The following is an 8,850-nucleotide window of genomic DNA, read 5'->3' as shown; positions in this document are numbered from 1 at the left end:
GACGCTGGCCTTTGCGGCGCCCGCCGCACGGGCCGAGGAACCGGCGCTGGTGGCTCTTCGTGACGCGGTGCGCGCCGCATGGGGCGTGGGGGGCGGGAGCGCCGCCCCTACAGCACGCTGACGTAGGAATACATGACCACGAAGTGGCAGAAGCTGCCCGCCATCACGAACAGATGGAATATCTCGTGGAAGCCGAAGTACCGGAAGCGGTTGGGGCGCTTCAGCGCGTAGATCACCGCGCCCACCGAATAGAATGCGCCGCCCGCCACCAGCCAGGCCAGCGCCCCGGCCTGCAGGTTCATGACCAGCGGGTAGATGCCCGCCAGCGCCATCCATCCCATGCCCAGGTAGATGCCCGTGGACACCCAGCGCGGCGCGTGCAACCAGAACACCTTGGTGAAGATGCCCGCCACGGCCACCGCCCACACGCAGCCGAACAGCGACCAGCCCCACGGCCCGCGCAGCGGGATGAGGCAGATGGGCGTGTAGGTGGCCGCGATGTAGACGAAGATCATGGAATGGTCCACGCGGCGCATCAGGCGCACGCCCCGTTCCGGCAGGGGCAGCCAGTGGTACAGGGTGCTGGCCGTGTACAGCAGCACCATGGACACCCCGAAGACGGAAAAGGTCACCACATGCCACGGCAGCAGGGGGGAGGCGGCGCGCACCACCAGCAGCACCGTGCCCAACACGGCCAGCAGCGCGCCGATGCAGTGGGTAAGGCCGCTGACCGGGTCGCGCAGGCTGGACACCATGCGGCGCAACAATGACGCGGTGGGGGATGGGTGCAGGGCTGCGGTCATGCGGGTGTCCTCCTGACGGGGGCACGGGGAAGGGGCGTGGCATGCGCGGATGCCGGGCGGGACATGGCGGGCTGCATATGCCGGGCGGAATGCTCCGCCGCATGGATCTGACATAGCCGGTTTTGGGCGCGCCGTCACGCGGGGGCGGCCGCTGCGGGGGCCGCAAGGGACATGGGGAAAAGCAAGGGCGGAATGCCCGCGCCCCGTGTTGGGGGCACGCGCATTCCGCCCGAAGATGCGGTGTTGGGCCGTTTCGGTGCCGGGCCTATTAGGTGTCCGGTCGGCCTTCTTCGCGGCCCACGCCCAGCAGGGCCAGGGCAAAGTCGCCGCCGTCGAAGGGGCGCAGGTCTTCCATCTTTTCGCCAAGGCCCACGAAGGTGATGGGAATGCCGAACTGCATGGCCACCGCCACCACGATGCCGCCCTTGGCCGTGCCGTCCAGCTTGGTAAGCACTATTTCGTCCACCCCGCAGGCCTCGTTGAACAGCTTGGTCTGCGACAGGGCGTTCTGGCCGGTGGTGGCGTCTATGACCAGGATGGAGCGGTGCGGCGCGCCGGGGTGCTTGCGTTCCAGAATCCGGCGGATCTTGTGCAGTTCTTCCATCAGGTTGACCTTGGTGTGCAGGCGGCCCGCCGTGTCCACGAACACGATGTCGTAGCCGCCCGCCAGCGCCACGTCCATGGCCTCGAAGGCCACGGCAGCCGGGTCGGATCCGGCGGACTTGGCGTGAAAGTCCGCGCCCACTCGTTTGGCCCACACTTCCAGCTGTTCGATGGCCGCCGCGCGGAAGGTGTCCGCCGCGGCGATGAGCACCTTCTTGCCCTGCATGCGGGCGCGGTGGGCCAGCTTGGCGATGGTGGTGGTCTTGCCCACGCCGTTGACGCCGATCATCAGCACCACCTCGGGCGGGGTCACGGCGGCGATACGTCGCGGCGCGCGGAAGATGTCCTGCAGTTCCTCGCGCAGCAGGTCGCGGAAGGCGGCGGGGTCGTCGGTGCCCGCCTTGCGGGCGCGTTCCTTCAGGCGTCCCGTCAACTGCATGGCGGGCTCGAAGCCCACGTCGGCCATGATCAGGATTTCTTCCAGCTCTTCCCAGAACTTGGCGTCGATGCGGCCATGCGAGGCCAGCAGGGCGTCGATGCGGCCGGTGATCTGCTCGCGCGTGCGGGCCAGCCCCTCGGTCAGTTTCAGGAACAGGCGGTTGCGTTCGTCTTCCTCGTCTTCCAGGTCAAGGGCGAGGGCCAGCCGGTATTGCAGTTCGGAGCGGAAGTCACCCACGTAGCGGTAGTCCATGGCGGCAAGCCAGCGCCGGAAGTCGGCGATGAAGGCTTCGGCCTCGGCCTCCGGGGTTTCCAGCGCGGCGAACAGGAAGCGCAGCCGTTCCCACAGCGTATCGTCCGCCTCGTCCACCCCGGTCAGCACGTGGCCCAGCCACACCGAAAGGCGCGGCTCGGACTGGCGCAGGGCGCGGGCCAGTTCCGCACGCCAGGGGGCGTCCTGTGCGCCGGGTGCCGTAAGTGCGCCGGTGGCGGCGTCCTGGGTGGCGGCGTTTTGGGGGGCGTCGTCCTGGGGGGCGGCTGCCGGTGCCGTGGGCGCGTCCGCCTCGCGGGGCGTCCACAATTTCTTGATGGCGCTGAAGAAACCCATATGTCGTCCTCCAGATGTGGGGGAAGTGGCGGTGGGGAGCGTCGGTGCGGACCGTCGTTGCGAGGGGCGGTGTCCGCCTCACCGGACCGGCGGCGGCAGCCTGCCGGTCACGGGGCCGCCACAACTTTGCCCAGAACCCCCGGCGAGTCAAGGTTGCCGGGAACCGGACCTCATCTGACCAGTGGCATCCCCTGCGGCCCGGCCGAATCCACGGTCCTGTCTGCCAGCCCGGCCCGGCAAACCCGTCCCGCCTTCCCCCCATCCGCCTCTCCGGTCCACTGGCCTGTCGGCTGCCCAGCCGGAAGGAAGTGCCCCATCCGGGGATCGGCATTTCCGTCGCGCCATTGCCCTGCCGCTCTTTCCATCGCATGGCGCATCGTGTACGCTGTCAGAAACCGGAAGGCCGATGCGCCGCCGTGCGCCCCGCGCGGGGCGCCACGTGCGGGGCGCGCCCCTCCGAGACAGGCGACGGGGACATGACGCCCGCATGAGCAACACCACCGCCAGCAAAGGACTCTCCGTCCCGGACATCATCAAGGGGCGCTCGCTGTCGCGCGACCTCACCGTGAGCCTCGTGGTGCTGGCAATGGTGGTGGTGGCGGCGCTGTTTTCGTTCGTCTACGTGCAGATTTCGCGCGACATGCTGCACGAGGTGGACCGCAAGGCCGACGAATACATCACCCGCCTGGCCGACATCCTGTCCATTCCCATGTGGAACTTCGATGCACGCACCATGGACCAGATCGGTTCGGTGTTCGCGCAGTACGAACTGATCAACGAAATCCATATCGAGGACGCCCAGGGCAACACCCTGTTCCGGGTGCGCAAGGGCGCGGACCCCGACGCCACCGTGTTCCGCGAGCGGGCCGTGCGCTTCGAGTCGGAGACCATCGGCCGGGTGTCCATGGTGGTAACCCTGCAGGACTACCGGCGCAGCCTGGAGCGGCTGCTGAAGGCCAGCGCCCTGATCATGGGCAGCGTGCTGGTGGTGCTGCTGGCCTCCACCGGGGTGCTGCTGCGCGTGTTTCTGCGCCGCCCGCTGGAGGCGCTGCAATCGGGCATGGACCAGATTGCCCGGGGCGATTTTGCCTACGACATGGGATCCATCGCCCATGCCGAGCTGGCCCAGATCGCCGAGAATTTTTCGCGCATGTGCAGCCAGGTGGAGCAGCGCGAGAATGAACTGCACGCCATCAACACCAAGCTGCAGGAAGAGATACAAAGCCGCCGCCAGACCGAACAGGCCCTGCGCGCCAGCGAGGAACGCTACGCCCTGGTGGTGGGCGGCACCAGCGACGGTATCTGGGACTGGGATCTCATCACCAACACCGTCTATTTTTCGCCGCGCTGGAAATCCATCATCGGCTACGAAGACCACGAAGTGCCCAACCGTCTGGACCAGTGGAAGGTGCGGGTGCATCCCGACGACCTGGATACCGTGCTGCACGCCCATGACGACTACCTTGCCCGCCGCGTGCCCGAGTTTCAGGTGGAATACCGCATGCGCCACAAGGACGACAGCTACCGCTGGATTCTGGGGCGCGGCGCGGCCCTGTGGGATTCCAACGGGGTGCCCGTGCGCATGGCCGGGGCCCACACCGACATTACCACCCGCAAGGAAGTGGAACAGGAACTGCGCGAGGCCAAGAACAACCTCGACAACATCCTGAACGCCATGCCCTCGATCATTGTCGGGGTTGACCAGTCCGGCAGCATCACCCTGTGGAACCGCACGGCGGAACGCGTCACCAGCCTCTCGCGCGACGCCGTGCTGGGCCGCCCCGTGGGCGAGGCCCTGCCCGACTTCGGTTTTCTGCTGGACGAAATCCGCCGCTCCATCGCGGAGGGCGGCACCATCTCTCTGGACAAGACGCCCGTGCCGGGCCCCGGCGTCACCCGTTACTTCGACATCGTCATCTACCCCGTGGTTTCGCGGGGCAGCTTTGGCGCCGTGGTGCGCCTGGACGACATCACCGGCCGCATCCGCATCGAGGAGATGATGGTGCAGACCGAGAAGATGCTGTCGGTGGGCGGGCTTGCGGCGGGCATGGCGCACGAGATCAACAACCCCCTCGGCGGCATCCTGCAGGGGGCGCAGAACATCCAGCGCAGGCTGGACCCGGATTTCGCCCCCAACGTGGTGGCTGCGGAAGAGTCGGGCTGCTCCATGGATTCCATCCGGGGCTATCTGGACCGCCGGGGCATCCTGCGTTTTCTGGAGGGCATCCGCGAATCGGGCAACCGCGCGGCCAACATCGTGTCCAACATGCTGGAATTCAGCCGCCGCAGCGAATCGCGCTGGCAGCGGGTGTCGCTGCCCTATCTGGTGGACCGCACCCTGGAACTGGCGGCCAACGACTACGACCTGAAGAAGAAGTACGACTTCCGGCACATCGACATCGTGCGCGACTTTGCGGCGGACCTGCCCGACCTGCCGTGCATGCCCACCGAAATCGAACAGGTGCTGCTGAACCTGTTCAAGAACGCGGCCCAGGCCATGCACCTGCGCGGTGACAGGCCCGACCCGCCGCGCATCTCGGTAAGCCTGCGCCACGAGGGGGGCATGCTGCGCATCGACGTGGCCGACAACGGCCCCGGCATGGAAGAGGACGTGCGGCGCAGGGTGTTCGAACCGTTCTTCACCACCAAGAGCGTGGGCGAGGGGACGGGCCTGGGGCTTTCGGTGTCCTACTTCATCATCACCACCAACCACGGCGGCACCTTTACCGTGGAATCCGAGCCGGACCGGGGCACCGTATTCACCCTGCGGTTGCCGGTGGATCAGCGCCACATAACCACCTAGGGCGTATCGCCCTGCGAGTCACCTCATCCCGCCTCTTTTGACGCCGCGCCGCACGCGCGGCGTTTTTGCGTGATGCCAGCCCGCCACCAGCCTGCCCCTGCCCGGCGCGTCCACCCCCTCGGTCACCCCTGCGCCAAAAGGCCGTCGCGTCGCGCCCCCCAACGCGTTTGTCCTTGCCATGCCCTGCAAATGTTTCTACATGTCTCCGCTCGGCACTGCACGATGTGGACAAGGGCGGCCAACAGCCGCCCGCCTTTGGCGCGCGAGGGAACGCGGCCCGGTAACGGGCGGCGTGCGCGCCGGGTTGTCGCACGGCCATTTCGGGCCGCATGCATATCGGAGGCACTGTGTTCCGTGTTCTTCTGGCCGCGCTGCTCTGCGTCGCGGCATGGTCCCCTTTTGCCGAAGCCGCGGGCTTCGCCATGTACGAATTCAGCGCGCGGGGCAACGCGCTGGGCGGCGCCATGACGGCGCGCCGGGCCGACCCATCGTCCATCGCCTTCAACCCCGCCCTGGTCACCCAGCTGGAGGGCACGCAAACCCTGGCCGGGGTCACCGTGGTGGCCCCGCAGGTGTCCGTGGACGTCAACGGCGACACCACCGACGCGGAATCCAACATGTGGACCATCCCGCACGCCTACGCCACCACCCAGATCAACGACAACCTGTTCCTGGGCGTGGGCACCTTCTCGCGCTTCGGCCTGGGCACGGAGTATCCGTCCAGTTGGGCGGGCCGCACCGAATTGCAGTCGGTGAACATCCAGTCCATGTCGGTGAATCCGGTGCTGGGCGTGCGCAACGGCGATTTCGCGTTCGGCTTCGGCGTCGAGGCCATGTGGTTCGAGTACGACCAGAAGCAGGCCACCGCCGTGGGCGCCACGGACATCGATGGCAGGGTCAAGGGCGACTCGACCGGCTTCGGCCTGAACGGCGGCGCCTGGTGGAAGGCCACCGACAGCGTGGCCCTTGGGGCCAGCTTCCGCACGCCCATCAAGCAGGACCTGGAAGGCAGGGCCACCTTCGACAAGAACGGGGCGGCGGTTCCCGCGTCCTGGTTCAGGGACACCGATGCCGAAGGCTCCGTGACCCTGCCCGGCGAAGTGCGCGTGGGCGTGGCGTGGGAGCCGGACGACCGCTGGAGCGTGGCCCTGGACGTGACCCGCACCTTCTGGAGCAGCTACGACGAACTGCGCATCGGTTATGGCGCTCCGTTGGCCCCCGGCGTAACCGAAAGCCTGAAGACCACCGAGTGGCGCGACGTGTGGCGGCTGGGCCTTGGCGTGGAGTACCGCCTGACCGACATGGTGGACCTGCGCGCGGGCTACGTCTACGACTGCTCACCCGTGAATTCCGACCATCTCGACTTTCTGGTGCCCGCCAATGACCGCCAACTGTACAGCGTGGGCGTGGGCCTGCACGATGGGCCGTGGCGGGTGGACGTTTCGTATACCTACCTGTGGATCAAGGGCCGGGACGGCGAGGTGCGCAGCGATGACGGCACCGTCTACGACGTGCGCTTCCATGATGGGGATGCGCATCTCGTTGGCCTCTCCGCTGGCTGGGAATTCTAAGGGCGCAAGGGGCCTTTTGCCCTCTTCCGTCGTCAGAAGCCTTTTTTATTCCGGTCACGCACGGAAGAGTGCGCTCCCTGCATAAAAAAGAGCTTCTTCCTAGGTAGAGGACAAAAATCCTCCTTGCGCCTTCATGTACAGGCGAGGGGAGTGAGTGGAGATGAAAATGGGAGGAACCGCGAGGTTCCTCCCATTTGGTTTTGTGTATCTTGAGAGGCCGTTTTCAAATTAGGATTTTTGCTCGTTGGCGAGGAAAACGAGCCTGCCATGAGGGAGTGCCCTAGCCGTTGGATGAGCGAAGCGAATCTTACGGATAGGGACCGCAACGCGTACTCTTGCTGTATTCGGCCGAGCCTTAGCCGTTAGGCAAGCGCGCAGCGCGAGTCTTACGGCTAAGGACAGCAGAGCCATGGCAGGCGAAGTGTGACCGCGTTGCGCACGATGGCCGTAGGGCTCGCAAGCTCGCCCAACGGCCACGCTTCGCGCCCTTCGGGTCGGACGCCAACGGGCAAAAAGACAATTTGAATGCGGCCTCTAGATCAGCTTGTCGAAGATCAGCTTGTACGTGGCGCGGATGTGCAGGGCCAGGCGCAGGCGCAGGGCCTTGGCCTCGGCGTCGCCCAGCGACAGCAGGGACACCAGGTGGTGAGCCGCCTCGGAGAAGTCGGCATCGCCCTTGTGTTCCAGCATGCCCACGTAGCCGCGCACCTTTTCGGTCAGCGCGGCGGCCTCCTTGCGGGCGGCATTGCGCGTGGGCGTCTGCTGGAAGCGTTCCAGGAACGTTTCGAAGATTACCTCGTGGTCGTCCGGGAACGATCTGCGCAAGGCCAGCCGCCACAGGGCGATGAACAGGGCACGCAGGTCCTGCAACGCGCGTTTGCGCCGCATGAACTGCATGCGTCCGATGCCCATTGCGTCGATTTCCGGCGTAAAGTCGAAGGAATCGAGCAGGGCGGCGAAGTTGTCCATGACCTCTTCGACGGTATAGGCGGGCGATGTGCTCATGCCCGGCAGCGGCCCGGCGCTCATTCGGCGTCGGCCTCCGCTTGGTGGGCCGTACCTGCGTCCGTACCTTCGGTCGCAGCCCCGGCGGGCTTTTTGCGGCGGCGGCGCCTGCGGCGTTTGGCGGGCGTGGCCGCATTGCCGGGGGTAGCGTCATTCGCCCTGTTTCCGACGGACTGCTCGTCGAATTCGTCATCGAATTCGTCATCGAATTCGTCGGAGCCTTCCAGGGCCTGTGTCAGCACGGGCTGCACCGGTGCAGAGGCCGCCTTGGGGGTCACCTTGGGCTTTGCGGCGGCCTTGCCCCCGGATCGGCCGGATTGGCCGGGCTCGGCCTGCGCCCGAGCCCCGGAGGGCAGCCGCTGGCCGAACACGCTGCCCACTGCCGAAGAGGAGCCGCGCACGTCGTCCAGACGGTCGTCGTCATCGCTCAGGTAGTCTTCCAGCAGCAGGGGCATGCCGTCGTCTTCGTCCTCGTCCCTTGCGGGGGCCTTGGCGCGGGGCTTGCTCCCGGTCGCGGCCTTGCCTGCGGACGCGGCCTTGTCCTTTTCGGTGCTGGCGGCTTCGGCCTTGCCTTTGCCACGGCGTGCACCGCGCGCGGGCTTGGCCGCTATGACTTCGTCAGTAGCCTCGTGAGTATCGGAATCAACGGAGCCGGATGCGTCGGCGGCCTCGGCCTTGTCAGTGGATGTCTGGGCGGCCTTGGCAGCCTTGCCGCGTGCGGGGCGCGCGGGCTTGCCCTTGGCGGGCTTGTCCGCCGGAGCATCTTCCGCCGTGTCGTCAGCGGATGCAACGGGTGCATCGGCCTTGGCGGGTCGGGGTTCCTTGCGCGGTCTGGGGGCTTCGGGCGACGTTCTGGGCGCTTCGGGCGCGGCGGTCATGCCGTCATCCCGTGGATCGTCGGCACCGTCCGCACCGTCCGCGATGTCGTTCTCGTAATCCTGAGTGGCGACGGCGGCCTGCCCGTCTTCCTGCGCGGTGCGGGCCTCGGCGTCACGGCGGCGCTTGCGGCCACGGCCACGC

Annotated in this window: 5 protein-coding genes and 1 pseudogene; 2 read left to right on the top strand and 4 right to left on the bottom strand. The window is 67.0% G+C overall.

Annotation, left to right across the window (positions count from 1 at the left end; all coding sequences use genetic code 11):
• Positions 1-107: 107 nt before the first annotated feature.
• Entirely contained in the window at positions 108-755 is a 648-nt protein-coding gene (trhA, locus tag FVW27_RS01745; protein WP_167122206.1) for a PAQR family membrane homeostasis protein TrhA, read from the bottom strand.
• Positions 756-1,071: 316 nt separating this feature from the next.
• Entirely contained in the window at positions 1,072-2,451 is a 1,380-nt protein-coding gene (ftsY, locus tag FVW27_RS01740; RefSeq protein ID WP_167122204.1) for a signal recognition particle-docking protein FtsY, read from the bottom strand.
• A 487-nt stretch (positions 2,452-2,938) separates the two neighbouring features.
• Between ftsY and FVW27_RS01735 the strand changes: the two genes are divergently transcribed.
• Positions 2,939-5,254: an ATP-binding protein gene (locus FVW27_RS01735; RefSeq protein WP_167122202.1), complete on the top strand. Its 2,316-nt coding sequence runs from the start codon at positions 2,939-2,941 to the stop codon at positions 5,252-5,254.
• 347 nt (positions 5,255-5,601) lie between these two features.
• Positions 5,602-6,825: an outer membrane protein transport protein gene (locus tag FVW27_RS01730; RefSeq protein ID WP_167122200.1), complete on the top strand. Its 1,224-nt coding sequence runs from the start codon at positions 5,602-5,604 to the stop codon at positions 6,823-6,825.
• Between the two features lie 534 nt (positions 6,826-7,359).
• Here FVW27_RS01730 and FVW27_RS01725 read toward each other — a convergent pair.
• Positions 7,360-7,854 carry a hypothetical protein gene (locus FVW27_RS01725; protein ID WP_167122198.1) on the bottom strand — a complete coding sequence of 165 codons (495 nt, stop codon included), beginning with the start codon at positions 7,852-7,854 and terminating at the stop codon, positions 7,360-7,362.
• Positions 7,851-8,850, bottom strand: a pseudogene (locus tag FVW27_RS01720) (DEAD/DEAH box helicase); the annotation flags it as partial. The pseudogene FVW27_RS01720 and the gene FVW27_RS01725, both read right to left, overlap by 4 nt.

Source organism: Nitratidesulfovibrio liaohensis (assembly GCF_011682075.1).
GTDB lineage: Bacteria > Desulfobacterota > Desulfovibrionia > Desulfovibrionales > Desulfovibrionaceae > Cupidesulfovibrio > Cupidesulfovibrio liaohensis.
The sequence above is the reverse complement of the archived record's forward strand: the minus strand, read 5'-3'. Positions and strand labels throughout refer to the sequence as shown.

What these genes read in the sequence shown, in the direction of transcription:
- FVW27_RS01725 (WP_167122198.1), bottom strand. Translation starts at nt 7,854, where the DNA reads ATGAGCGCCGGGCCGCTGCCGGGCATGAGCACATCGCCCGCCTATACC.
- trhA (WP_167122206.1), bottom strand. Translation starts at nt 755, where the DNA reads ATGGTGTCCAGCCTGCGCGACCCGGTCAGCGGCCTTACCCACTGCATC.
- FVW27_RS01735 (WP_167122202.1), top strand. Translation starts at nt 2,939, where the DNA reads ATGAGCAACACCACCGCCAGCAAAGGACTCTCCGTCCCGGACATCATC.
- ftsY (WP_167122204.1), bottom strand. Translation starts at nt 2,451, where the DNA reads ATGGGTTTCTTCAGCGCCATCAAGAAATTGTGGACGCCCCGCGAGGCG.